Source organism: Nonomuraea sp. NPDC050451 (assembly GCF_044458585.1).
Genome location: NZ_JBITHZ010000001.1, coordinates 669471 through 692569, shown reverse-complemented (window position 1 = coordinate 692569; position 23099 = coordinate 669471). Strand labels below are relative to the sequence as shown.

Sequence of the window (23099 nt, the reverse complement as noted above, 5' to 3'; positions counted from 1 at the left end):
CTTCCGGCTCAGTAACTCGACGTGCTCGGGACGCTGGCGGCCAGGAGGACGAACACCACGACGTAGAAGAGGATGACCAGCACCCACCAGATGATGCCCGCGATCAAGGACCGCTTCCACCAGGTCTTGGCCTCCTCGCTCGCCAGCGCGGCGCCCTGGAAGTCGCCGATCTGCCACTTCGAGTTGACCTGCGAAGACTTGACGATCGACACGATGCCCAGGGGAAGGCAGCAGAACAGGGTGGTCAGAATGGCCGCGACCAGGTGGTTGTCCGGCGGGTTACCACCGGCCGGGGGCTGCTGGCCGTAGCCGCCGCCGTAGCCACCGCCACTCGGGGGCTGCTGGCCGTAACCGCCGCCGTAGCCGCCACCGCTCGGGGGCTGCTGGCCATAGCCACCACCACTGGGGGGCTGCTGACCGTAGCCGCCACCGCTCGGAGGCTGCTGGCCATAGCCACCACCGCTCGGAGGCTGCTGACCGTAGCCGCCGCTGCTGGGAGGCTGCTGGCCATAACCGCCGCCGGGCGGCTGCGAGCCGTAGCCGCCGTCGCCCTGATTGCCGTAACTCATGAAGGACCTCTCATGTCGTCATCTGTGGCGTTGCGCGCGGCAGCCTAGCGAGGATAAGTCCCCTACGTGGAAGAACGTCCATTTTGCGGACAATTTGTAATCGGACCGCAAGCGGCCCGTCACGGTCCGGCCACGCTCGCGGAGGGTTACCGACCGGTTCAGTAGTCGTACGAGGACGACGTGGCGGCGGCGCTGAGCCCGATCATCGACAGGATGAATCCGCCGAAGATGAGCCAGCACAGCACCCAGATCACGACGGTGATGTAGGACGTGACCAGGCCGCCGACGGCCATGCCCGAGCCCTCCTCGCCGGTCTTCTTGATCCGGTTGAGGGCGATGTGGCCGAGGATCACACCCGGGATGCTGGTCAGGCCGCAGAAGATCAGGCCGATGATGCCCAGGACGAGCGAGGCCACCGCCATGCCGTTGGTCGAGCGGGGCTGCTGGGGCGGCATGCCGTAGCCGTAGGCCGGCTGGCCGTAGCTGGGGGGCTGCTGGCCGTAGCCGCCGACGCTCGGGGGCTGCTGGCCGTAGCCGAGCGGCTCCTGCGGATAGCTCGGCGGCTGCTCGCCATAGCCGCCCTGGCCGTACCCGCCGCCGCTGCCGGGCTGCTGGCCGTAACCGCCGCCCCCGGTCGGGGGCTGCTGACCGTAACCGCCCCCGTAGCTGGGTGGCTGCTGACCGTACCCGCCGCCCCCGCTGCCGGGCTGCTGGCCGTACCCGCCCCCGCCCCCGCTGCCGGGCTGCTGGCCGTATCCACCGCCGGGCTGCTGCGCGCCGTAGCCGCCGCCGTTGCCCTGATCCCCGTAGCTCATGCGCTTGGCTCCTAAGTCCTCGTGGCGTTGCAACGGCAGCTTATTGAGGAAATGTTTGCCAAGCAGACAGAGGTTCAGAACAGTAAAGAAATCGTCATAGCGCAGGCCCGTCAGGGGGCCGCGGCGGGGGTCAGCGGGAGTCGGTGGGGTCGTCGCCGCGGTCGAGCGCGTCCCACAGCGCCCTGTCGTCCTTGACCTCGGCGCGGGCCTTGTCCGCACCCTTGCCGGCGCCGCCGTCGGCGGCCCTGTCGTAGCGCGCCGACATGCCCGCCCACCTGCCGCCGCGCACGATCGTCACGATCCCGCCGGCGATCACCAGGACCGCCCCGGCGGCCGTGACCGTCGGCCAGAGCGGGGCGACCTCCCAGGGGAGGTCGGCGGTGCCGCGCAGGACGTTCTGCTCGCGCAGCCAGCCGGTGACGGTGTAGCCGCCGAGCGCCGCCCACGTCCCGGCCGCCGCGCCCGCCCCGCACAGGGCGACCAGCGCCCCGACGACGCGGCGCCCCACGCCCTTGGTGGCCAGCACGGCCACCACCCCGGCCAGCGCGGCCAGCGCGACGGGGGTCAGCACGGGGCTGAGCTCGCCTCCGGTGGGCGCGGCAAAGCCCGCCTCCAGGATCCGCACCCAGGCCCGGCTCGCGCCGAACAGCACGAGCACGCATCCGAGGACGGTCGCCCCCAGCCAGCCCCACAGCTCTCTGTGCCCCATGGCGACCTGCTATCCGAGCGCGATCTCGAGCTGGTCGGCGTCGAAGCACGTGCGGTCTCCGGTGTGGCACGCGCCGTCGACCTGGTCGACCTTGACGAGGAGGGCGTCGCCGTCGCAGTCGAGCGCCACCGACTTGACGTGCTGGACGTGGCCGGAGGTGTCGCCCTTCACCCAGAGCTCGGCGCGGCTGCGGGACCAGTAGGTGGCCCGGCCGGTGGTGAGCGTCCGATGCAGCGCCTCGTCGTTCATCCAGGCCAGCATGAGCACCTCGCCGGTGTCGTACTGCTGGGCGATGGCGGCGACGAGGCCGTCGGAGTCGCGCTTCAACCGCGCGGCGATCTTGGGGTCAAGGGACATGCGTCCATTCAACCAGCCGGCCCGCGTGCCCGGTTTACCGGGCATGCGGGCCGGCTGTCACGTCCGATCAGGAGCGGGCCGCCGACACCCACGACGCGTGCAGGTCGGCGTAGACGCCCGGCTCCCCCACCAGCTCGGCGTGCGGGCCGCGCTGCACCAGGAGGCCCGCGTCGAAGACCAGGACCTCGTCGGCGTTCTCCGCCGTCGACAGGCGGTGCGCGATCGAGACGGCGGTACGGCCCCGCGTCACGCCCTCCAGCGCCCGCGCCAGCCGTACCTCCGTGGCCGGGTCCACCGCCGAGGTGGCCTCGTCCAGCAGGAGCAGGTCGGGGTCGGCCAGGTACGCCCGGGCCAGCGCGACGAGCTGCCGCTCGCCCGCCGACAGGGACTCGCCACGCTGGCCCACGGGGGTGTCCAGCCCGGCGGGCAGGCCCTCCAGCCAGTCGGCCAGGCCCAGCTCGGTCATCGCGAGCCGGATCTCCTCGACGGTGGCCGACGGCTTGCCGTAGCGGATGTTCTCCTCCAGTGTCCCGTCGAACAGGAAGCCGTCCTGCGGCACCATGACGATCCGTTCGCGCAGCGAGGAGAAGCGGATGTCACGCAGGTCGTGGCCGTCCACCGTGACGCGGCCCGCGGCCGGGTCCATGAGGCGGGTCAGGAGCTTGGCGAACGTGGTCTTGCCCGACCCCGTCTCCCCCACCACCGCGACCCGCGAGCGCGGCGGGATGTCCACCGTGACCTCGCGCAGCACGAGCGCGCCGCCGGGATAGGAGAAGTGCACGTTCTCGAAGGCGACCGAGATGGGGCCGCGGGGCAGGGCCACGCCCTTGTCGCCGGGGTCGGCCACGTCGGGCGGCGTGTCGAGCACGCCCAGGATGCGGCGCCAGCCGGCGATGGCGTTCTGGGCCTCGTTCAGCACCTCGGTGGCCGTCTGCAGCGGCGAGACGAACAGGGTCACCAGGAACAGGAACGCCACCAGCTGCCCCTGCGTGATGTCGCCCGACAGGCCGAGCCGCACGCCGAGCAGCACGATCGCGCCGATGGCGACGGCGGCCACGATCTCGGTCAGGGGGAAGACGAAGCCGACGATGGTCTGCGCCCTGACCTGGGCGCGCCGGTTGGCGTTCACGGCCGTGTCGATGCGCTCGGCGGTGCGGCGCTCGGAGGCGTACGCCCTGATGACGGTGGCCCCGACGACGGACTCGCTGACCGCCGCCAGCATGTCGCCGGTGCGCTCGCGCACGATGGTGTACGCCCGCGACAGCAGCCGCTGGAAGCGCGGCAGCGCGACCATCAGCGGAATGAAGCACGCCCAGACGAGCAGGGTGAGCTGCCAGGAGTAGACGAACATGAGCACGGTCGCCACGAACAGCTGCCCGAACGCCACGATGATCATCAGCCCGCCCCACTGCATGAACGCGCTGATCTGGTCGATGTCGTTGGTGACGCGCGAGACCAGGGAGCCGCGCCGCTCGGTGTTCTGGGTGAGCACCGACAGGTCGTGCACGTGGCGGAAGCCGCGCACGCGCAGGGTCGCCAGGGACGACTCGGTGGCCTTGTAGAGGCGGACGTTCATGACGTACGCGGCGAGGGCCGTGAGCAGCACCGCGGCCGCGCATATGAGAACAGCCTTGGTGATGTACGGAAGGTCCGGCGAGCCGCCCTTGAGCCCCGTGTCGATCGTCTGCTGGACCGCGATCGGCACGATGATCTTGCCGATGGTCGCGATGACGGCCAGCGCCAGCGTGCCCGCCAGCCCCTTGCGGAACTCGGGCGTGAACGAAAGGCCCTGCCGGATCGTGGCCAGCGCGGAACGCTCGGAATTCGCCTGGATGCTCTGCGCCGTCATGCGCTGACCCCTTCTTCCTCTTCGGCCTGCAGGTCGATGGCGGCGCGCTCGGCTTCCTCGCGCTCGTAGGCGGTCACCAGGTTGCGGTAACCCTCGCAGCGCTCCAGCAGCTCCTCGTGCGTGCCCCGGTCCACGACCCGGCCGTGGTCGAGGAAGACCACCTCGTCGGCCAGGGCGATCGTGGCCATCCGGTAGGCGACGACCACGACGGTCGAGGCCTCGGCCGCGTCCCGCAGCCCGAACAGGATCTTGGCCTCGACCTGCGGGTCCACGCTGGAGGTGGCGTCGTCGAGGATGAGCAGGCGGGGCCGGCGCACGACCGCGCGGGCCAGCGCGAGACGCTGGCGCTGGCCGCCGGACAGCGTCGCGCCGCGCTCGCCGATCCGCGTGTCGAGCCCGTCGGCGAGCCTGGCCACGAACCCGTCGGCCTGGGCCAGCCGCAGGGCGGCCCACACGTCCTCGTCGCCGGCCTCCAGCCCGAGCGCGATGTTGCCGCGCACGCTGTCGTCGAACAGGAACGTCTGCTGCGGCACCAGCGCCACCGACTCGGCGATGCCGCCGTAGGCCAGCTCGCGCAGGTCCACGCCGTCGAGCAGCACCTGTCCCGTGCCGGGGTCCACGAGCCGGACGAGCAGCTGCGCGAGCGTGGACTTGCCCGATCCGGTGGGCCCGACCAGGGCGACGGTACGGCCGGCGGGCACGTCGAAGGTGACGTCGTGGAGCACCTCGGCCTCGCCGTAGGCGTAGGAGACGCCGGAGACCTCCAGCGCGGCAGGAGTGGAGGAGGTGGTGGCGTCCACGCCGCCGTACTCCATGGAACCGGTGGCGTCCAGCACGGCCTGCACCCGCTGCCAGCCGACGACGCTGCGCGGCAGCTCGGCCAGCACCCAGCCGAGCGCCCTGATCGGGAAGGACAGCAACGTGAACAGGTACGCCACCTGCACCAGGTCGCCGGAGTCGATCGAACCGGAGGACAGCCGCGCCGCGCCGACGGCGAGCACCGCGAGCACGCCGATCGTGGGCAGCGCCTCCAGCAGCGGGTCGAACAGCCCGCGCACGCGCCCGACCGCGATGTTGGCGTCGCGCAGCTCGTGGGCGCGCCGCCGGAACCGGTCGGTCTCCAGCTCCTCCCGGCCGAGCGTCTTGACGACGAGGGCGCCGTCGAAGCTCTCGTGCGCGATCTCGCTGACCTCGGCGCGCAGTTGCTGCGCGCGGGTGGCCAGCGGGCTGAGCTTGCGCTGATAAATCAGGTTAAGTACGGCGATAGCCGGAAAAATCAAGAAACCAACCAGCGCGAGCACGAGATCCGTGAACAGCATCGCGATCGCCGCGGTGAACAGCATGACGATCACGCCCACGGCCATCGGCAGCGGCGCGAGCGGCGCCCAGGCGGCCTCGGCGTCGGCGCTGGCGTTCGACAGGAGCTGCCCGGTCGGGTGCTGGTGGTGCCAGGACAGCGGCAGCCTCAGGTACTGCTTGGTCACGTCCCTGCGTGACCTGGCCTGCATGCGGTACTGCATGACCCCCGCCAGGATGCGGCGCCCGGCCACGCCGACCGCCTTGAGCAACGCCGTCCCGACGATGAGGAGCACTCCCGTCCAGAGCGCCCCCGAAGCGATGCGGCCCGACCCGAAGGCCGGCAGCACCACGTTCTGTGTCGCCCAGCCCAGCGCCCATGCGGACGCGACGGTCATGCCGCCGTAGACCGCGCTGGCCAGCACCGCCAGCGCGAACACCGCCTTCTCCGTGCGAATGGCCACCCCAAGGACACGCAGCCCTTGACGCATCACGGCCGAGGTGACCTTGGTCGCCACGCGGCACGTTCCCCCTTCAATCCGGCATATCTACCTAAGTCACTATCACTCCAGATATGCACGTTATTCCCACCGGTAGGGTTGACCACGTGACGTACGCCCGCGACGAACGCTCCGCGCTCTGCGACCTGTTCGACCGCCTCGGTCCCGACGCCCCGACGCTCTGCACGGGCTGGACCACCTACGACCTGGCCGCCCACCTGGTGCTGCGCGAGCGCAGGCCCGACGCGATGGGCGGCATCGCGCTCAAGCCCCTCGCCGGCTACACCGCCTCGGTGCAGGACGGCCTCAAGGCCCGGCACCCCTTCCCCGAACTGGTCGGCCTGGTACGCAAGCCGGGCGGCGTCTACGGGCTGCTGCCCTTCCTCGACGACGCCGTCAACACGCTGGAGTACTTCGTCCACCACGAGGACGTCCGCCGCGCCCAGCCGTCATGGGAGCCCCGCGAGCTGTCCGACGACCTCGAACGGCTCGTCTGGAAGCGGGTCGCCACCGGGGCCCGGCTGATGCTGCGCAAGGCGCCGGTCGGCGTGGTGCTGCACCGGCTCGGCGGCGGCGTGGCGCTCGGCGGCCCCCGCGGAGGCGCGCGGGTCGAGGTCACCGGCCGGGCGGCCGAGCTGCTCATGTTCTGCTTCGGGCGGCAGCGGCACGCCAAGGTGGAGCTGACGGGCGATCCGGAGGCCGTCGAACGGCTCCGCGACGCCTCCCTCGGCGTCTGAGCGATCCGGGCGACCTATCGCGGAAATCCCGGTGAACTAGGGGCTCACGCCAGACCTTCTGCGCTTACCATTGGCTCAGTAAGGAAGCCCCCCGGTTAGGATCATGTACATCTTCACAGAAGATGCCGATGATCGCCCAGATCCGGGTATATACGGCTGGGAATGGACTGCAGGAGGCCCCCATGCAGGTCAAGAAGGTGATCACCTACGTGGCTGTCGCGTTCGTGGTGTTCTACCTGTTCACCAAGCCGACCCAGGCTGCGGCGGCGGTCAACGGAGTGTTTGAAGGAATCCTTCACGGAGCCGACCAATTGGCTGTGTTCTTTACAAATGTTCTGACCTGACGCGAGGCTTCTGTCTGCGCCAGATGCTTCCCCGCGCTGCCGGATCGTGTTACGCAGGCAGGATGAGAGATCGCCCGAGCGGCAACAAGATCAATCAGCTCGATCCGAACGCGCGGCGGATCCTCGAGCGAACCGAGCTCGAGGGCATCGAGCTGATCCGTTTTCTGTACGCCGACCACGGTGGCGTGATCCGGGGCAAGGCCGCGTCCCGGTCGAGGTTGGCAGAACGGCTCAGCACGGGCATCGGGCACACGGTGGCCATGATGGCGATGAACATGCTCGACCAGCTCCAGGACGTCGAGCACATGGGTCCGGTGGGCGAGGTACGCATTGTCCCCGACCCCGCCACCTACGTCCCGTTGCCCCATGCGCCGGGCGCGGCGGCGATGCTGTCCGACCTGCGCCTGCCGGACGGCTCGCCATGGGGGGCCTGCCCGCGCACCTTCCTCAAGGACGCCGTCGCCGAGCTCGCCACCGAGGGCTACACGCTGGTCGCGGCGTTCGAGCCGGAGTTCACGCTCGGCCGCCGCCTGCCCGACCCGACCGGCGGCCCCGACCGGCTGGTCCCGCTCGACGACTCGCTGTGCTATGCCAACGCCGGGTTCGACACGGCCCACGACTACACGATCAAGCTCATCCACGCCCTGGAGACACAGGGGCTGCGGGTCGAGCACTACCATCCGGAGCTGGGGCCCGGCCAGCAGGAGCTGTCCGTGCGCCACGCGCCCGCGCTGCGCGCCGCCGACAACCACGTCCTCTACCGCGAGACCGTGCGCGGGACGGCGCTGCGCATGCAGATGTGGGCCACGCTGGCCCCCAAACCGCTGGCCGACCAGGCGGGCAACGGCGCCCACCTGCATCTGTCCCTGTGGAGCGACAACCGCAACGTCTTCGCCGAGGACGGCGAGGTGCGCGACGGGTTCATCGGCGGCCTGCTGGCTCACCTGCCGGGCCTGACGGCGCTGACGTGCGGGAGCGTCAACAGCTTCCGGCGGCTGGCGCCCCGCACGTGGTCCAGCGCGTACGCCGTCTACGGGCCCGACAACCGCGAGGCCGCCGTACGCGTGTGCTCCCCGCTCGGCGAGAGCGGCGAACCCAACCTGGAGTTCAAACCGTCCGATTCCTCCGCCAACCCCTACCTGGCGCTCGGCGCCGTCATCCACGCCGGCCTGGACGGCATCCGGCGCAAGCTGGACCCGGGGCCGGCCGTGGACGTCGACCCGGACACCCGGCCCGGCCAGTACACCCGCCTGCCCGCGTCGCTGGACGAGGCGCTGGACGCGCTGGAGGCCGACGAGGTGCTCATGGAGGCGCTGGGGCCGCTGCGGCGCAGCGCGTACCTGGCGGTCAAGCGCTCGGAGGCGGCGGCGTTCGCCGCGAAGGACGTCGCGTACGAGCTGTTCCACCACCTGCGGGTCTTCTGACGGACGCGCGCAGGCGGGCCTTTTCGACCCGCCCGCACGCGTGACACCCGCCCCGGTGGGCTAGCGGACCGGGTGGCCCGCCATCCGGAGCGTGTCCTTGACCTCGGAGATCTTGAGCGTGCCGAAGTGGAACACCGACGCCGCGAGCACCGCGTCGGCGCCCGCCGCCACCGCCGGAGGGAAGTCCTCCAGCCGGCCGGCGCCGCCACTGGCGATCACCGGCACCCGCACCGCGGCGCGGACCGCGCGCAGCATCTCCAGGTCGTAGCCGTCGAGCGTGCCGTCGCCGTCCATCGAGTTGAGCAGGATCTCCCCCACCCCGAGCTCCTCGCCGCGGGCCGCCCACTCCACCGCGTCGATCCCGGTGCCGCGGCGACCGCCGTGCGTGGTCACCTCGAACCCGCTGGGGGTGCCGGGCGCGCGGCGGGCGTCCACGGACAGCACGACGCACTGGGCGCCGAAGCGGCGGGACGCCTCCGTGAGCAGCTCGGGCCGGGCGATGGCCGCGGTGTTGAGCGAGACCTTGTCGGCCCCGGCCCGCAGGAGGCGGTTGACGTCCTCCACCGCACGCACGCCGCCGCCGACGGTGAGCGGGATGAACACCTGCTCGGCGGTCCTGCGCACCACGTCGAGCATGGTCTCCCGCTCGCCGGACGACGCGGTGATGTCGAGGAAGGTCAGCTCGTCGGCGCCCTCCTCGTCATAGCGCCTGGCCAGCTCGACCGGGTCGCCCGCGTCGCGGAGGTTCTCGAAGTTGACGCCCTTGACCACGCGGCCGGCGTCCACGTCGAGACAGGGGATGACTCTTACGGCTACGGTCATGCTCGGTGTGCCTCGATTTCGATCTCGACCAGCATTCTCGGGTCGACCAGCCCGGCCACCCTCACTCCGGTGCAGGCGGGGCGCACCTTGCCGAAGACCTCGCCGATGGCCTGCCCGACGAGGTCAAAGTGGCGCTGCTCCACCACATAGTAACGGACCATGACCACGTCCTCGCTGGTCAGACCGCCCATCAGGACGGCCTCCAGCGCGATGTCGATCGCGGTCAGGCTCTGCCTGTAGGCGTCGCCCACATGGCGCACCTCTCCGTCGACCGTGGCGGTGCAGCCGGACACGATCACCCGGTCACCCGCCACGACGGCACGGGCGTAGCCGTACCGCTCCTCCCAGATGCCGCCGGAAAACACCCTGCGTCCGGTGCTTTCCATACCAAAGATGCTGACGCTCATCTCGCCCCCTCCCGGCAAGAGCTACACGCGTACTGCGTCAAGCGCGTTTTCCAGTGTGAACGCGTGAGCGTAGAGGGCCTTGCCCACGATGGCGCCCTCCAGCCCGTCGGGGACGAGGGACGCGAGCGCGACCAGGTCATCGATGGAGGAGACGCCGCCGCTCGCCACGACCGGCCGGCTGGTGCGGGCCAGGATCCGGCGGTAGAGGTCGAGGTTGGGGCCCTTCAGCATGCCGTCCTTGGTCACGTCGGTGACGACGTAACGGGGGCAGCCGTCGGCCTCGAGGCGGTCGAGGACCTCCCACAGGTCACCGGCGTCCTCGGTCCAGCCGCGGGCGGCCAGCGTGGTGCCGCGCACGTCGAGCCCGACCGCGATCCTGTCGCCGTGCTCGGCGATGACCTTCCGGCACCACTCGGGCTTCTCCAGGGCGGCGGTGCCGATGTTGACCCGGCGGCAGCCGGTGGCCAGCGCGGCGGCCAGGGAGTCGTCGTCGCGGATGCCGCCGGACAGCTCCACGTTCACGTCGAGCCGCCCGATGACGTCGGCGAGCAGCTCCCGGTTGCTGCCCCGGCCGAACGCGGCGTCCAGGTCGACCAGATGGATCCACTCGGCGCCCGCCTCCTGCCAGGCCAGCGCGGCGGCCAGCGGCTCGCCGTAGCCGGTCTCGGTCCCGGCCTCGCCCTGCACCAGGCGCACGGCCTGGCCGTCGACGACGTCCACGGCGGGCAGCAATACGAGCGACATTCAGATCCTCCGGTCGAAAGCGAGGGTCACGACAACGGGCACCAGCAGCAGTGAGAAGACCAGGACGGCGAGGCTGAGCGGGAGCGAGCCCCACACCAGCCACACGATGGCCTGGACGAACAGGAAGCCCAGCGCGACCACGATGTTCTGGGCGCGATGGCGGCGGGCGATCAGGCCGCCCTGGCGGTAGAACCGCACCGGGCGCGGGGTCAGCCGGGCCAGGAGGGCGCGGCGGCGGGCCCGGCGCGCCTGCCGCTCCTCGTTGGCCCGGATCGCGCGCGCCCGCTCCGCCTCCCGCTCGGCCCTGCGGCGCGCGCGTTCCTTGCTCATGGGAGCTCCTTGCTCACGAGAGCCGGGTGCTCGGCGCGCTCACAGCGTGCCGAGCCAGTTCTTCAGCAGCACGGCTCCGGCGTCGCCGGACTTCTCGGGGTGGAACTGGGTGGCCTTGAGCGGGCCGTTCTCGACGGCGGCCACGAACGGGACGCCGTGCTCGGCCCAGGTCACCAGCGGCTCCGCGAACCCCTCGCCGGCGTGCAGCTCCCACTCCCGCACCCCGTACGAGTGCACGAAGTAGAAGCGCGTCGCGGCGTCGAGCCCGGCGAACAGCACGCTGTCGGCGGGCGCCTTGACCGTGTTCCACCCCATGTGGGGCAGCACGGGCGCCTCGAGCCGCTCCACCGTGCCCGGCCACTCGGCGCAGCCCTCGGTCTGCACGCCGTGCTCGACGCCCCGGGCGAACAGGATCTGCATGCCCACGCAGATGCCCAGCACCGGACGCCCGCCGGACAGGCGCCGCCCGATGATCCGCTCGCCACGCACGCTCTTGAGCCCGGTCATGCACGCCTCGAACGCGCCGACGCCCGGCACCACCAGCCCGTCGGCCTCCATGGCGGCGTCGAAGTCGGACGTGACGGTCACGTCGGCGCCCACCCTGGCCAGCGCCCGCTCGGCCGAGCGCAGATTGCCCGACCCGTAGTCGAGCACCACAACCTTCTTGCCTACCACCACAGCACCCCCGCCGTGATCGCCATCGCCGCGCCCAGCGCGCAGACGGCCGCACCGATCTTCAGCCCCTGCTTGGCCAGCGAGAACACGCCGCCGATCAGGAACAGCCCGATGAACACCATCGCGATGGCGAGGATGTTCTCGGTCATAGGACGCCCTTGGTGCTCGGCACGCCCGTGGCGCGCGGGTCGAGCTCGGACGCCTCACGCAGCGCCCTGGCCAGGGCCTTGAACTGGGCCTCCACGATGTGGTGGGCGTTGCGCCCGTAGGGCACGTGGACGTGCAGGCAGATCGCGGCCTGCGCGACGAGCGACTCCAGGATGTGGCGGGTCATCGTCGTGTCGTACTCGGGGCCGATCATCGGCGCCATGCCCTCGGGCTCGGAGTGCACGAGATAGGGGCGCCCGGACAGGTCGACGGTGACCTGGGCGAGCGACTCGTCCAGCGGGCACGACGCGCTGCCGAACCTCCTGATGCCCGACTTGTCGCCCAGCGCCTCGCGGAACGCCGCGCCCAGCGCGAGCGCGGTGTCCTCGATCGTGTGGTGGGAGTCGATGTGCAGGTCGCCCTCGGTCTTGACCGTCAGGTCGAACAGCCCGTGCTTGCCGAGCTGGGCCAGCATGTGGTCGAAGAAGCCGACCCCGGTGGACACCTCGACCCGGCCGGTGCCGTCGAGGCCGACCTCCACCAGGACCGAGGTCTCCTTCGTAACGCGCTCGACGCGGCCTACGCGACTCACAAGACTCCTTCCAGGGCGGCGCGGAAGGCCGCCATCTCCTCACCGGTGCCGATCGACACCCGCAGCCATTGTGGCGGGCCCACCTCGCGGATGAGCACCCCGCGCTCCAGCAGCCCCTCCCACACCTTGCGCCGGTCGGGGAAGCGCCCGAACAGCACGAAGTTGGCGTCGGAGTCGGCCACGGCCAGGCCCTTGGAGCGCAGCCACGCGACCGTGTCGTCGCGCTCGCGCCGCAGCGCGTCGACCGTGCCCAGCAGCTCGGCGCGGTGCCGCAGCGCCACGCGCGCCGCCGCCTGGGTGAGCGTGGACAGGTGATAGGGCAGGCGCACCAGCAGCAGCGCCTCCACCACGGCCGGGTGGGCGGCGAGGTAGCCGAGCCGGGTGCCCGCCATGGCGAACGCCTTGGACATCGTCCTGGTGACGATCAGCCTGGGGTGCTCGGGCAGCAGGGTGAGCGCCGACGGCGTGCCCTCGCGGGCGAACTCGGCGTAGGCCTCGTCGACCACGACCATGCCCGGGGCGGTGGCCAGGACGGCCTTGATGGTCTCGAGCGGCTGGGCGGTGCCGGTCGGGTTGTTGGGCGAGGCCAGGAACACGATGTCGGGCCGGTGCTCCTCGATCGCCGCCGTCGCCTTGCCGGGGTCGATCGAGAAGTCGTCCTCGCGGCTGGCCGCGATCCACTCGGTGCTGGTGCCGCTGGTGATGATCGGGTGCATCGAGTACGACGGCTCGAACCCGATGGCCGTGCGGCCGTGGCCGCCGAAGGCCTGCAGGATCTGCTGGAGCACCTCGTTGGAGCCGTTGGCTGCCCACACCTGCTCGGTGGTCAGCCCGTGGCCGAGGTAGCCGGCCAGGTCGGCGCGCAGGGCCGTGGCGTCCCTGTCGGGGTAGCGGTTGAGCTCGCCCGCGCTCGCCCGGACCGCCTCGGCCAGGTCGGCGACCAGCTCCGGCGAGGGCGGGTAGGGGTTTTCGTTGGTGTTGAGCCTTACGGGGACGTCGATCTGGGGCGCGCCGTACGGCGACTTACCCCGGAGGTCGTCTCGGATGGGCAGGTCGTCGAGGTTCACGCGGTCTCCGTGGGAATCTGCCAGTCGAATCGGGCGCGGACCGCGGCGCCGTGGGCCGGAAGGTCCTCGGCGTCCGCCAGCACCGACACATGGGCCGCCGCGCCCGCGAGGGCGTCGCGGGTGTAGTCGACGACGTGGATGCCGCGCAGGAACGACTGCACCGACAGGCCGCTGGAGTGGCAGGCGCAGCCGCCCGTGGGCAGCACGTGGTTGGACCCGGCGAGGTAGTCGCCGAGCGACACGGGGGCGTACGTGCCCACGAAGATGGCCCCGGCGTTCCGGATCTTTCCGGCTACTTCCGCGGCGTTCGCGGTGTGGATCTCCAGGTGCTCGGCGGCGTACGCGTCGACGACCTTGATGCCGTCTTCGATCGAGCTGACCAGCACGATGCCCGACTGCCTGCCGCCCAGCGCCTCGGCGATGCGCTCGGAGTGCCTGGTCGCCGACACCTGACCCGGCAGCTCCTTCTCGACCGCGTCGGCCAGCTCGACGCTGGTGGTGACCAGCACGGCGGCGGCGATCGGGTCGTGCTCGGCCTGGCTGATCAGGTCGGCGGCCACGTGGACCGGGTCGGCCGTCTCGTCGGCCAGGATGGCGATCTCGGTCGGGCCCGCCTCGGAGTCGATGCCGATGCGCCCCTTGAGCAGCCGCTTGGCCGCCGCCACCCAGATGTTGCCGGGACCGGTCACCATGGTGGCGGGCGGGCACTCCTCCGTGCCGTAGGCGAACATGGCCACCGCCTGCGCCCCGCCCACCGAATAGACCTCGTCCACGCCGAGCAGCGCGCACGCGGCCAGGATCGTGGGGTGCGGCAGCCCGCCGTACTCCTTCTGCGCCGGGCTGGTCACGGCCAGCGAGCCGACGCCGGCCTCCTGCGCCGGGACGACGTTCATGACCACGCTGGAGGGGTAGACCGCGCGGCCGCCGGGGACGTAGAGGCCCACCCGGTCGACCGGCACCCACCGCTCGGTCACGGTGCCGCCGGGCACGACCTGGGTGGTGACCTCGGTGCGCCGCTGATCGCGGTGGACCAGCCTGGCCCGCCTGATCGACTCCTCCAGCGCCGCCCTGACCTTGGGGTCGAGCTCACGCAGAGCCTGGTCGACGGCCTCGGCGGAGACGCGGGTGGTGGCGATCTCGACGCCGTCGAACCTGGCGGTCAGCTCCCGTACGGCTGCCGCCCCGCGATGGCGCACGTCGTCGCAGATGGGCCGCACCTTCTCCAGGGCGGCCTCGACGTCGAGCTCGGCGCGGGGCAGCACGTCGCGCAGGTCCTCCGGCAGAGAACCACGCATGTCAATACGGGAAATCACCATCACAGTCTACGGAGTCCGGCCCCTGAATCAGGTTCTGTCCACCATCCGGGACGGCGTGCCGCCCTCACCGGAACGGAGGATGGCGGGTGGCCGTGGGCGGCGCTCGCCGACGTCGCAGCCCACGGCCGCCACAGCCCCGGACCGGGCCCGCCGGGGCACTGCCGTGGCCGTCGCGGGGGCACGGCCACGGCCGGGAAAGCTGAGCCGTCACCACTGCCCGCCCCAAGCCCCCCGATAACGCCGAACGCCTAAAAAGGCGCCAATTTCTCTTTACCCAGAGGTCGAGAGCCCATGTCCCGGAAAAGCCGTCGCCCCACCCGTCGAGGCCAGGTGCGTACTTTCCCATTACGTGTCCATTATGTCCGCGCCCTTACAGTTACGCGGGTGGGACAGTGGCGGGGCCCTGGCGGCATCGTGGTGGAGGCGATCATCCTGGACGATCGCCCGCTGCTGCGTGTCTCGCACCGGGTCAACGGCACGACGTACCTGCAGGGCTACTGCGCCACCGTCGCCGAGCTCGCCGCCCACGGCGTGGACCTGGCCGAGCTCGTCGAAGACAGCGCGCTTGACCATCTGTAGACCCCGCTCCGCCACTGTCGATCAGTCCCGCGGGGTACGGCATGCACCATGGTGCGGCTGCCGGCCTACGCGCCGATGCTGGCGCAGCTCGGCACCCTGACCTCCGTCCAGGGTGCGGACTGGGCCGTGGAGATGAAATGGGACGGCGTGCGCGCCCTCGCCTACCTCCAGGGCGGCTCCGTCCGGCTGATGTCGCGCAACGCCAAGGACATCACCCCCGCCTACCCCGAGCTCCAGCTCATGGCCGGCGCCGCCGGTGGGCACGCGACCGTGATCGACGGGGAGATCGTGGCATTCGACGAGACCGGGCGGCCCAGCTTCGAGGCACTGCAGCCCCGGATGCACCAGCGCAACCCGGCGGCGGTGGCCGAACTGGCCAGGTCGGTGCCGGTGACGTTCATGGCGTTCGACATCCTGCACCTCGACGAGGACAGCACCGTCTCCCGTCCCTACAGCGCCCGCAGGGAGCTGCTCGAGACCACGTTCACGCCCGGCTACCGCTGGGAGGTGCCCGTGTGGTTCGCCGACCACGCCGGGCTCGCGTTCGACTCCTCCCGGCAGCTCGGGCTCGAAGGGGTCGTGTGCAAGCGGGTGGGCTCGCCGTACCGGCCAGGCAGGCGCAGCAGCGACTGGACGAAGGTCAAGAACGTACGCGCCACCGAGGTCGTGATCGGCGGCTGGAAGCCGGGGGGCGGGCGGCGTTCCGGGATGATCGGGTCGCTGCTGCTGGGCGCCTACGACCAGCGGGGGCGGCTGCGGTTCGTGGGGCACGTCGGGACCGGGTTCACCGAGGCCATGCTGCTCGACCTGGGCGAACGCCTGGCGCCTCTGGAACGCCCCGACCCGCCGTTCGACGAGCCGGTCCCGCGCGAGCACGCCAAGGACGCGCGGTGGGTGGAGCCGCGCGTGGTCGGGGAGGTGCAGTACACCGAGGTCACCGGCGACGGCCGCCTGCGCCACCCGTCGTGGCGGGGGCTGCGGCCCGATCGCGAGCCCTCCGAGACCAGCACCGCCGAGTTCCTGCCGCCGGGCCGCGAAGCCGGCTGAACGCCCCGGGGCGGTATGGCGACACGGGGCGCCTAACTACGCTTCGTCTGTATTTCGTAACCTAGAGTGATCGAGACGTCGTCGATTTCACTTAAAGGGGACACCGTGCCGAAGGTCCTGGTCACCACGCTCACCACGCTGGCCGGCGTCGCCCTCGCGGTGCCCGCGGCCGCCGGGCAGCAGCCCCCCTTGACCCCCGTCCAGGACCGCGCCTGGGGCGCCGCGTCGTCCCCGCTGATGCAACCCGCCCGCGCCGTGCGTTACTGGACCGCCGGCAAGCAGGCCCGGGCCAACGCCACGGAGCTGCCGAAGAGCCTGAAAACCCGAGCCCAGGGCGCCACGGGGCTGCCGAAGAGCCTGGAGGCCCCGATCCAGCGGCGCAGCGTGCCGGAGGGCAAACGGATCACCCCGGCCGGGGACACCAACGGCTACGCCCCGATGCCCCGCCCGTACACCGCCGCGTCCCAGAGCCGCGTCACCGGCCGGCTGTTCTACGTCAACTCCAGCGGGCTCGACGACTCCTGCACCGCGTCCGTCGTGCGTTCGGCGGTCGGGCTGCTCATCGTCACCGCCGCCCACTGCGTGTACAGCGTGCCGCTGGGCGCGTCGGCCGGCCAGTGGCACACGAACTTCGCGTTCGTGCCCGCGTACGACGGGCAGGCCGCCGACGTGCGGGGTCGCGAGCCGTACGGGCGGTGGGGCGCCCGGCGGGCGTGGAAGCCCGACGCCTACACCGGCATGAGCGGCGGCGACTGGAACTCGCAATACGACATCGCCCTCATCGAGGTCGGCAGGAAGAACCGCACGCTCCAGGACGCCGTCGGCGCCTTCACCCCGATCCGCAACCAGGGCGGCGAGTACACCGTCGCCACGACGGGCTACCCCGGCGTGACCGGCAGGAAGCCGTACGACGGCAGGGACCAGCTCTGGTGCCTGGCCAAGGCCGAGCCGACCGGCGGCATCGCCGACACCGGCACCCTCTTCGTCTCCCGCATCACCGCCACCTCCGACGGCGGGCGCATGGAGACGCGCAACTGCCACCTGTTCAAGGGCCACAGCGGCGGCCCGTGGCTGCTCAGAGGCACCGACGACCTGATCGGCGTGCTGTCGGCGGGCACGGAGGACGGGGGTGCGGACGGCTACTCCGTCGCGAACGCCCTCAACACCGAGAGCTACGGCGCGATCATCAAGCAGGCCGACCCGCAGGGGGTGTACGACGCGCTGTCCATCAGCACCTCCGGCCCGCGCCGCCCGATCAGGCGCGGCGGCGGCACCGCGATCGTCAGGGCCACCGTGACCATGCGCGGGCTGATGGGCGCCGCCCAGGTGCCCGTCACGTTCACCGTGCCGGCCGGTACGAGCCTGTCCTCGGTGAACGGCGCCTCGTGCAAGCGCTCGGGCAGGCAGGCCACCTGCACGATCGCCTCCATCCACCCCGGGAGCCCGGTCCAGCTGACGGCCCGCGTCCGCGTGAACCGCCGGGCCGCCCTCCACCCGCGCGTCACCACGCACGTGGACTCCTCCCGCCTCGACCCGAACCCGCGCGACAACACCAGCACCGTCGCCCTCTCCACCTACCGCCGCTGAACCACACCCAGCCTTTACGGCGGAGCACGGGCGACCACCGCCCGCCGCCGTCACGACCGGCCCTCACTTCAACGCCCCTCGGCCGCACGGGCGCGGACCGTGACGTCGCCGACTTGCCCGTCTCCGTGGGCCATGGTTGACCGGCGGCGACGGAAGGTCAGGCGGCGGGCTCCAGCACCGGCTCCTTCAGCGTCCGGGCCAGCAACCAGGCCAGGGCCGGGAAGACGATCAGGCACGCCAGCGCCGTCCGCAACGTGGTGGCCTCGGCGAGCGCGCCCACCAGCGGGCTGGCCAGGCCGCCCACGCTCACCGCGAGCCCCAGGGTCACGCCGCCGGCCGTGCCCACCCGGGTGGGCAGGAAGTCCTGGCCCAGCGTGACATGCAAGGAGAACGGCGCATACAGGGCGATCGACGAGGCCGCGACGAAGACGTACGCGACCGGTCCCGGCGCCAGCACCACCCCCGCGACCGCCGGCACCGCCAGCGCGTAGGCCAGGCGCATCGTCCGCATCCGTCCCCACCGGGCCGCCGCCCTGCCGCCCAGCACGGTCCCGACCGCCCCGCCCGCGAACAGCACGAACAACGCCACCGCGCCCGCCGCCCCGCCTCCCATGTAGAGGGCCACGAAGGCGCTCAACCCGACGTACACGACCGAGCGGAACACGATCACCAGCGTCAGCCTGACGAACGACGGCCAGTCGTCCCGGCCGGACACCGGCGCCGCGGCCCGCGCCGCCCGCCCTCCCCCGGCCAGCGCCCGGACCGCCGGGAGCGTCGCCACCGCCCCCAGCACCGCCGGCGCGGCCAGGAACGGCGAGGCGCCCAGCCCCCACCCCGCCAGCAACGGCGTCACCAGCACGGGAGCCGACGCGAACCCCAGCGTCCCGCCCAGCGAGAACCAGCTCATGCGGACGTGGCTGCCCTCGCTCGCGATCCTGGCCAGCCGCGCGGACTCCGGATGGTAGGCCGCCACGCCGAGGCCGGACAGCGCCACGGCCAGCCAGGTCAGCACGTAGGAGTCCGTCACCCCGCCGAGCGCCACCCCGGCGCCCGCGACGAGCGTGCTCACCGGGATCAGCCACGGCATCCGCCACTTGTCCGTCAGCACGCCGAACACCGGCTGCACGACCGACGACAGCAGCGTCGCGGCCAGCACGATGCCGGACACGGCGACGTACCCGTAACCGCGGCCGGCCACCAGGAAGGGCACGAGCGCGGGGACGGCGCCCTGGTAGAAGTCCACGGCCGCGTGGCCGGCGGCGAGCATCGGGGTCCTGTTCACCCCCCGATCCTTTCCCGATGGCGGCTGGCCCGCTTCCGATAAAATGCCAATCCATGACGCCAATCCGCCATCTCCCCGAGGCGCCGACGGGGCGGCGGCCGCTGGCGCCGGGCGCGGGCATCGACGCGCACCGGCACGACACCCACCAGATCGTCTACGCCTGCCGCGGCGTGCTCTCGGTCACCACCAGCGCGGGCACCTGGGTCGCTCCGGCCAACCGGGCCATCTGGATCCCGGCCGGCACCGTCCACGAACACCGCGCCCACGGCGACACCGACCTCCGCCTGGTGGGCCTCGCGGACAACCCCCTCGGCCTCGACCACCCCACCGTCCTCGTCGTCGGCCCCCTGCTCCGCGAGCTGATCATCGCCTACACGACCGACACCCACCCCTCACCGCCCCACCACCGTGACGGTCTCGGCCCCCCACCACCGCACCGCGGCGACGGCCACGCGAGGAACGCCGGCGCCCCGGAAGACGGTCCCCTCGACCCCGCCGACACCCGCCGCCCGCCGGCCACCCCCGGCCGCGCCGAATCACCCGGCAGCACCGACCACGACCACGCCTTCCACGACGCCCTGCGCGACGACCGCAGCCCCAGCACCGTCCCTGGCACTGGCGCCGGCCGAGGCGGCGACGGCGGCACCGGAGAGCGCAGCGGTGGGCGCGGTGGCGCGGGAGGCTCCAGTGAGCGCAGCGGTGAAGACGGCGGCGGGCGCGGCGGCGTGGGCGACACCGGGGACGGCGGGGAGCGGGAGCGGTTGTGGGCCGTGCTCGTCGATCAGCTCAAGCGCGCCCCCGAGCAGCCGCTTCACCTGCCCACCGCCCGCGACCCCAGGCTGGCCGCCGTCTGCGCGATCCTGCACCGCGACCCCGCCGACAGCAGGACCCTGGCCCAGTTGGCCGCCCAAGCCGGCACCAGCGACCGTACGCTGGCCAGGCTGTGCCGGCGCGAGCTGGGCATGAGCTTCCCGCAGTGGCGCACCCAGCTCCGTCTGCACCACGCGCTGCTCCTGCTGGCCGACGGCGTCGCCGTGACCACCGTCGCCCACCGGTGCGGGTGGGCCTCCGCGAGCGCGTTCATCGACGTGTTCAGGAGGGCGTTCGGGTACACGCCCGGCAAGGCCTTTACATTGTAGATTCGCTACAATGGGATCCCGTGAGCAAATCGAAGGGCAAGGGCGGCACCCCGGCCACCATGGCGCTGACCAAGGCCAAGGCCGAGTTCACGCTCCACCCGTACGAGCACGACGCCTCGGCCCAGGCCTACGGCGAGGAGGCCGCGGACGCGCTCGGCGTCCCGTACGAGCGGATCTTCAAGACGCTGGTGGCCGAGGTGGAGAGCGGGCTGGCGGTGGCGGTCGTGCCCGTGGCGGGCAAGCTCGACCTCAAGGCCCTGGCCAGTGCTCTCAACAGCAAGCGCGCCGCCATGGCCGACGCCGCCAAGGTGGAGCGCGTCACCGGCTACGTCGTGGGCGGCATCAGCCCCCTGGGCCAGCGCAAGCAGCTCCCGACGGTGGTCGACTCCTCGGCGCTCGACTTCGAGACGATCTACTTCTCGGCCGGGAAGCGCGGTCTCCAGATCGAGACCGCGCCCGACAACCTCATCACGCTCACCAGAGCCGTCACCGCCCCCATCGGGAAGCCCTCCTAAGCCGCGCGCTCATCGCGGCCGTCTGGGCTCCGGCGTCTCCAGGGGCGACTGGCCGAGGAGCCACTCGAAGAGCCGACGGTGCCGCCGGAAGAACGGGTGGTCGCCGCGCCCCCGCCCGCGCTCGGCCTCGCGCCTCTTCCGCTCCTCCTCGGCGAGCGCCTGCTCCAGCCCCGGCGTGTTGCCGCCGCCGAAGCGGGCCATGTCCGGCCCGGAGAAGCCCTTGGGCTCGACGCCCCGCAGCGCGGATTCCATCGACTCCACCCAGATCGGCCCGGGCAGCGACGCCCCCTGCACCGCTCCGTAGTAGTCGTCCCCGATCTGCACCCCTTGCAGCGGGAAGCGATACGACCCGCGGATGTCCCCCACGCTGACCGCCGCCGCCAGCGAGGGCGTGTAGCCGGCGAACCAGGCCGAGGTGTACCCGTTGTTGGTGCCCGTCTTGCCGGCGGCCGGCCGGCCGATGCTCTGGCCCTGCATGGTGCCCTTGGAGAAGACGCCCTCCAGCACGTGGTTGACCGCGTCCGCGACCTCCTCCTCGATGGCCCGCTCGCACGAGGGCGGCACGTGGGTGCGCCGCCCGTCCCTGCCGACGATCTCGACGATGGCCAGCGGCCGGCAGTAGATCCCCCTGGCCGCGAACGTCGCGAACGACGCCGCCACCGTCACCGGATCCATCTCGTTCACGCCCAGCGTGAACGTCGGCACCTCCTTCAGCTGCTCCCCGTCCGCCCTGGCGATCCCGAGCGCCTTGGCCGTCCGCACCACGTTGCAGAGCCCGACCTTGCGCTCCAGCATCATGTAGAAGATGTTCACCGACTTCCAGGTGCCGGTCTCGATGCTGTGCGGGCCGCCGGAGCCCTCGCCGGTGGCGTTGAGTATGCGGGTGTCCGGGTCGTTCACGGCGCGGCCCGCGCAGTCGCGGTAGCCCTGGCCGGGCACGAGCTCGCCCGGCGTGTTGAAGCCGTCGCCGAAGCGCCACCCCTGCTGGAGCGCCGTGGCCAGCGTGAACACCTTGAACGTCGACCCGGCCTGGAACCCCTGACCGCCTCCGTGCGCCACGTCGGCGGCCAGGTTGAAGGTGGTCTTGGGGCCGTTCTTCCGGTTGCCGGGGTTGCGGCCGAAGCGTTTGCTGGCCGCCATCGCCCTGATCCGTCCGGTGCGCGGCTCGACCATGGCCTCGGCGGCCACCTCGGTGTCCTCCGGCCAGACGTGGCGGCGGATGGCCTGTTCGGCGGCGCGCTGCGCGATCGGGTCGAGGCTGGTCCTGATCGTCAGGCCGCCCCTGGCCATCCGGGCCCGCCGCTCGGCGTCGGTGTTGCCGAAGACGGGGTTCGACAGCAGCTCGCGCTGGACGTAAAGGCAGTAGAAGGGATAGGCGCTCTGCTCGCATCCGCCGGGCTCGGGCCTGAGCCTGATGGCCAGCGGCGCGGCCTTGGCGCTCGCCGCCTCCTGCTGGCCGATCAGCTTCAGCCCGGCCATGCGGTCGAGCACGAGGTCCCGCCGCGTCTTCAGGCGCTCGCGATGGTCCCGGCCGAGCGAGGGGTCGGTCGAGTACGGCATGCGCACCGCCCCCGCCAGCGTGGCCGCCTGGCCCAGGGTCAGCCGGGAGGCCGACGTGGAGAAGAAGCGCCTGGCCGCCGCCTCCACGCCGTGGGCCCCGGCGCCGAAGTAGGCGATGTTGAGGTAGCGCTCCAGGATCTCGTCCTTGCGGTACTTCTTCTCCAGCGCCAGCGCGAGCCGCAGCTCGGTGATCTTGCGGGCCAGGTTCGGGGCGCGGGCGCGGTCGCGCTCGGCCTCGTTGCGGGCGGCCTCGACCAGGATGTTCTTGACGAGCTGCTGCGTCAGGGACGAGCCGCCCTGCCTGATGCCGCCGGCCTGCGTGTTGGTGAGCAGCGCCCGGAAGGTGCCCCGGATGTCGAGGCCGCCGTGCTCGTAGAAGCGGGCGTCCTCGATGGCCACGATCGCCTTGCGCATCACCGGGGCGACGGCGCGCAGCGGCACGGCCGTCCGGTTGGCCTCGTAGAACTGGGCGAACGTCCTGCCGTCCTTGTCCAGCAGTCTGGTCACCTGGTCCAAAGGCTCCTCGCGCGGGGCGGGCGGCAGGTCGACGAAGGTGTTCGCGACGTTCTTGGCGGCGATGCCGCCCCCGCTCACCACGGGCGCGGCCAGTGCCGCGGTCAGCACCCCTCCGAGCGCCCCCGCCAGCCCGAGCGCACCGACGGATCTGAGTACGGTCACGTCACATGATCT

General features: G+C 71.9%; 25 protein-coding genes. 8 read left to right on the top strand and 17 right to left on the bottom strand.

What is annotated here, in order from left to right:
• Window positions 1-8: 8 nt before the first annotated feature.
• The 6 genes from ACIBI9_RS03105 to ACIBI9_RS03080 form a co-directional block, all read right to left on the bottom strand.
• Window positions 9-569 carry a CD225/dispanin family protein gene (locus tag ACIBI9_RS03105; protein WP_397220249.1) on the bottom strand — a complete coding sequence of 187 codons (561 nt, stop codon included), beginning with the start codon at window positions 567-569 and terminating at the stop codon, window positions 9-11.
• Between the two features lie 158 nt (window positions 570-727).
• Complete coding sequence (locus tag ACIBI9_RS03100; RefSeq protein WP_397220248.1) at window positions 728-1384, bottom strand: DUF4190 domain-containing protein; 657 nt, start codon at window positions 1382-1384, stop codon at window positions 728-730.
• A gap of 130 nt (window positions 1385-1514) precedes the next feature.
• On the bottom strand, window positions 1515-2093 hold the full coding sequence (locus ACIBI9_RS03095; protein WP_397220247.1) for a Trp biosynthesis-associated membrane protein: 579 nt from the start codon (window positions 2091-2093) through the stop codon (window positions 1515-1517).
• 9 nt (window positions 2094-2102) lie between these two features.
• Window positions 2103-2450 carry a phosphoribosyl-AMP cyclohydrolase gene (hisI, locus tag ACIBI9_RS03090; protein WP_397220246.1) on the bottom strand — a complete coding sequence of 116 codons (348 nt, stop codon included), beginning with the start codon at window positions 2448-2450 and terminating at the stop codon, window positions 2103-2105.
• 67 nt (window positions 2451-2517) lie between these two features.
• Window positions 2518-4299 carry an ABC transporter ATP-binding protein gene (locus ACIBI9_RS03085; RefSeq protein WP_397220245.1) on the bottom strand — a complete coding sequence of 594 codons (1782 nt, stop codon included), beginning with the start codon at window positions 4297-4299 and terminating at the stop codon, window positions 2518-2520.
• Window positions 4296-6086 (bottom strand): ABC transporter ATP-binding protein, encoded by a 1791-nt coding sequence (locus ACIBI9_RS03080; RefSeq protein ID WP_397220825.1) that lies wholly within the window; start codon window positions 6084-6086, stop codon window positions 4296-4298. The genes ACIBI9_RS03085 and ACIBI9_RS03080 overlap by 4 nt, the downstream gene beginning before the upstream one ends.
• Before the next feature lie 116 nt (window positions 6087-6202).
• Between ACIBI9_RS03080 and ACIBI9_RS03075 the strand changes: the two genes are divergently transcribed.
• From ACIBI9_RS03075 to ACIBI9_RS03065, 3 genes are all read left to right on the top strand, one after another.
• Window positions 6203-6832, top strand: coding sequence for a TIGR03085 family metal-binding protein (locus tag ACIBI9_RS03075; protein WP_397220244.1), 630 nt, complete (start codon window positions 6203-6205; stop codon window positions 6830-6832).
• Window positions 6833-6960: 128 nt separating this feature from the next.
• On the top strand, window positions 6961-7176 hold the full coding sequence (locus tag ACIBI9_RS03070; RefSeq protein WP_185079467.1) for a hypothetical protein: 216 nt from the start codon (window positions 6961-6963) through the stop codon (window positions 7174-7176).
• Window positions 7177-7238: 62 nt separating this feature from the next.
• Window positions 7239-8600, top strand: a complete 1362-nt coding sequence (locus tag ACIBI9_RS03065) for a glutamine synthetase family protein (RefSeq protein WP_397220243.1) — start codon at window positions 7239-7241, stop codon at window positions 8598-8600.
• A 60-nt stretch (window positions 8601-8660) separates the two neighbouring features.
• Here ACIBI9_RS03065 and hisF read toward each other — a convergent pair whose 3' ends face one another.
• Genes hisF through hisD form a run of 9 tightly spaced genes read right to left on the bottom strand, consistent with a single transcriptional unit; the run spans window position 8661 to window position 14697 of the window.
• The gene (hisF, locus tag ACIBI9_RS03060; RefSeq protein ID WP_357728603.1) at window positions 8661-9422 is read right to left on the bottom strand and encodes an imidazole glycerol phosphate synthase subunit HisF; all 762 of its coding nucleotides are present in this window, start codon (window positions 9420-9422) and stop codon (window positions 8661-8663) included.
• Window positions 9419-9808: a Rid family hydrolase gene (locus ACIBI9_RS03055; RefSeq protein WP_357728606.1), complete on the bottom strand. Its 390-nt coding sequence runs from the start codon at window positions 9806-9808 to the stop codon at window positions 9419-9421. The genes hisF and ACIBI9_RS03055 overlap by 4 nt, the downstream gene beginning before the upstream one ends.
• 42 nt (window positions 9809-9850) lie before the next feature.
• Window positions 9851-10573, bottom strand: a complete 723-nt coding sequence (gene priA, locus ACIBI9_RS03050; protein ID WP_397220242.1) for a bifunctional 1-(5-phosphoribosyl)-5-((5-phosphoribosylamino)methylideneamino)imidazole-4-carboxamide isomerase/phosphoribosylanthranilate isomerase PriA — start codon at window positions 10571-10573, stop codon at window positions 9851-9853.
• Window positions 10574-10903, bottom strand: a complete 330-nt coding sequence (locus ACIBI9_RS03045; RefSeq protein WP_192792284.1) for a hypothetical protein — start codon at window positions 10901-10903, stop codon at window positions 10574-10576. It lies immediately after the preceding gene.
• A 39-nt stretch (window positions 10904-10942) separates the two neighbouring features.
• Window positions 10943-11581 (bottom strand): imidazole glycerol phosphate synthase subunit HisH, encoded by a 639-nt coding sequence (hisH, locus tag ACIBI9_RS03040; protein ID WP_397220241.1) that lies wholly within the window; start codon window positions 11579-11581, stop codon window positions 10943-10945.
• Window positions 11572-11727 (bottom strand): hypothetical protein, encoded by a 156-nt coding sequence (locus tag ACIBI9_RS03035; protein ID WP_394494361.1) that lies wholly within the window; start codon window positions 11725-11727, stop codon window positions 11572-11574. Before ACIBI9_RS03035 ends, hisH begins: the two co-directional genes overlap by 10 nt.
• A complete protein-coding gene (hisB, locus tag ACIBI9_RS03030) occupies window positions 11724-12317 on the bottom strand; it encodes an imidazoleglycerol-phosphate dehydratase HisB (RefSeq protein ID WP_185073043.1) in 594 nt (197 codons plus the stop codon). Before hisB ends, ACIBI9_RS03035 begins: the two co-directional genes overlap by 4 nt.
• Window positions 12314-13384, bottom strand: a complete 1071-nt coding sequence (locus ACIBI9_RS03025) for a histidinol-phosphate transaminase (RefSeq protein WP_397220240.1) — start codon at window positions 13382-13384, stop codon at window positions 12314-12316. The genes hisB and ACIBI9_RS03025 overlap by 4 nt, the downstream gene beginning before the upstream one ends.
• Complete coding sequence (gene hisD, locus ACIBI9_RS03020; RefSeq protein ID WP_397220239.1) at window positions 13381-14697, bottom strand: histidinol dehydrogenase; 1317 nt, start codon at window positions 14695-14697, stop codon at window positions 13381-13383. The genes ACIBI9_RS03025 and hisD overlap by 4 nt, the downstream gene beginning before the upstream one ends.
• 387 nt (window positions 14698-15084) lie before the next feature.
• Between hisD and ACIBI9_RS03015 the strand changes: the two genes are divergently transcribed.
• The 3 genes from ACIBI9_RS03015 (at window position 15085) to ACIBI9_RS03005 (ending at window position 17913) form a co-directional block, all read left to right on the top strand.
• Entirely contained in the window at window positions 15085-15279 is a 195-nt protein-coding gene (locus ACIBI9_RS03015; protein ID WP_397220238.1) for a hypothetical protein, read from the top strand.
• A gap of 48 nt (window positions 15280-15327) precedes the next feature.
• Window positions 15328-16326, top strand: coding sequence for a non-homologous end-joining DNA ligase (gene ligD, locus ACIBI9_RS03010; protein ID WP_397220237.1), 999 nt, complete (start codon window positions 15328-15330; stop codon window positions 16324-16326).
• A 105-nt stretch (window positions 16327-16431) separates the two neighbouring features.
• Window positions 16432-17913, top strand: coding sequence for a trypsin-like peptidase domain-containing protein (locus ACIBI9_RS03005; protein ID WP_397220236.1), 1482 nt, complete (start codon window positions 16432-16434; stop codon window positions 17911-17913).
• A gap of 157 nt (window positions 17914-18070) precedes the next feature.
• Here the strand turns inward: ACIBI9_RS03005 and ACIBI9_RS03000 are convergent, their stop codons facing one another.
• The gene (locus ACIBI9_RS03000; protein ID WP_394494349.1) at window positions 18071-19195 is read right to left on the bottom strand and encodes an MFS transporter; all 1125 of its coding nucleotides are present in this window, start codon (window positions 19193-19195) and stop codon (window positions 18071-18073) included.
• A 53-nt stretch (window positions 19196-19248) separates the two neighbouring features.
• Between ACIBI9_RS03000 and ACIBI9_RS02995 the strand changes: the two genes are divergently transcribed.
• On the top strand, window positions 19249-20334 hold the full coding sequence (locus ACIBI9_RS02995) for an AraC family transcriptional regulator (RefSeq protein WP_397220235.1): 1086 nt from the start codon (window positions 19249-19251) through the stop codon (window positions 20332-20334).
• Between the two features lie 59 nt (window positions 20335-20393).
• Window positions 20394-20849, top strand: a complete 456-nt coding sequence (ybaK, locus tag ACIBI9_RS02990; protein ID WP_397220824.1) for a Cys-tRNA(Pro) deacylase — start codon at window positions 20394-20396, stop codon at window positions 20847-20849.
• 9 nt (window positions 20850-20858) lie between these two features.
• Here ybaK and ACIBI9_RS02985 read toward each other — a convergent pair whose 3' ends face one another.
• Complete coding sequence (locus ACIBI9_RS02985; protein WP_397220234.1) at window positions 20859-23087, bottom strand: transglycosylase domain-containing protein; 2229 nt, start codon at window positions 23085-23087, stop codon at window positions 20859-20861.
• Between the last annotated feature and the right edge of the window lie 12 nt (window positions 23088-23099).

Excerpts from the sequence above, each read along its gene's own strand:
- ACIBI9_RS03105 (WP_397220249.1), bottom strand. The coding sequence starts at position 569 with ATGAGTTACGGCAATCAGGGCGACGGCGGCTACGGCTCGCAGCCGCCC.
- ACIBI9_RS03100 (WP_397220248.1), bottom strand. The coding sequence starts at position 1,384 with ATGAGCTACGGGGATCAGGGCAACGGCGGCGGCTACGGCGCGCAGCAG.
- ACIBI9_RS03095 (WP_397220247.1), bottom strand. The coding sequence starts at position 2,093 with ATGGGGCACAGAGAGCTGTGGGGCTGGCTGGGGGCGACCGTCCTCGGA.
- hisI (WP_397220246.1), bottom strand. The coding sequence starts at position 2,450 with ATGTCCCTTGACCCCAAGATCGCCGCGCGGTTGAAGCGCGACTCCGAC.
- ACIBI9_RS03085 (WP_397220245.1), bottom strand. The coding sequence starts at position 4,299 with ATGACGGCGCAGAGCATCCAGGCGAATTCCGAGCGTTCCGCGCTGGCC.
- ACIBI9_RS03080 (WP_397220825.1), bottom strand. The coding sequence starts at position 6,086 with ATGCGTCAAGGGCTGCGTGTCCTTGGGGTGGCCATTCGCACGGAGAAG.
- ACIBI9_RS03070 (WP_185079467.1), top strand. The coding sequence starts at position 6,961 with ATGATCGCCCAGATCCGGGTATATACGGCTGGGAATGGACTGCAGGAG.
- ACIBI9_RS03065 (WP_397220243.1), top strand. The coding sequence starts at position 7,239 with ATGAGAGATCGCCCGAGCGGCAACAAGATCAATCAGCTCGATCCGAAC.
- hisF (WP_357728603.1), bottom strand. The coding sequence starts at position 9,422 with ATGACCGTAGCCGTAAGAGTCATCCCCTGTCTCGACGTGGACGCCGGC.
- ACIBI9_RS03055 (WP_357728606.1), bottom strand. The coding sequence starts at position 9,808 with ATGGAAAGCACCGGACGCAGGGTGTTTTCCGGCGGCATCTGGGAGGAG.
- priA (WP_397220242.1), bottom strand. The coding sequence starts at position 10,573 with ATGTCGCTCGTATTGCTGCCCGCCGTGGACGTCGTCGACGGCCAGGCC.
- ACIBI9_RS03045 (WP_192792284.1), bottom strand. The coding sequence starts at position 10,903 with ATGAGCAAGGAACGCGCGCGCCGCAGGGCCGAGCGGGAGGCGGAGCGG.
- ACIBI9_RS03035 (WP_394494361.1), bottom strand. The coding sequence starts at position 11,727 with ATGACCGAGAACATCCTCGCCATCGCGATGGTGTTCATCGGGCTGTTC.
- ligD (WP_397220237.1), top strand. The coding sequence starts at position 15,328 with ATGGTGCGGCTGCCGGCCTACGCGCCGATGCTGGCGCAGCTCGGCACC.
- ACIBI9_RS02995 (WP_397220235.1), top strand. The coding sequence starts at position 19,249 with ATGACGCCAATCCGCCATCTCCCCGAGGCGCCGACGGGGCGGCGGCCG.
- ybaK (WP_397220824.1), top strand. The coding sequence starts at position 20,394 with ATGGCGCTGACCAAGGCCAAGGCCGAGTTCACGCTCCACCCGTACGAG.